The 223-nt window shown below is 54.7% G+C and carries 1 protein-coding gene; it reads right to left on the bottom strand.

Annotated elements, in window-relative coordinates:
• Positions 1-223, bottom strand: a 223-nt coding sequence (locus HMPREF2890_RS09045) for a hypothetical protein (RefSeq protein ID WP_168160388.1), incomplete at both ends; no start/stop codon positions are given.

Genomic DNA, 223 nt, shown 5'->3' with positions numbered 1-223 from the left:
TATTCTCGTATGCGTAGATCTGACCCATGGAGGCGTCAGTGACGGGCTTGCGGAAGCGCTCAAAGGAACCATACTCCTTGGCATCCGTCCTGTAGGCGTTGGTCGACGAAGCAGCGAGGAGGGAGGACTGGGTCTTTCTATTCTTGACGGTGATCTTACTGAGCGTTAGCTTGTCAAGCGTTGACTGGACGTCGATGCGGGCGGCGAGACGCTCTAAGTTAAT

It is taken from the genome of Porphyromonas sp. HMSC065F10 (assembly GCF_001808555.1).
GTDB lineage: Bacteria > Bacteroidota > Bacteroidia > Bacteroidales > Porphyromonadaceae > Porphyromonas_A.
Note: the sequence above shows the minus strand (reverse complement) of the source record. Positions and strands in the feature narration are given on the sequence as shown.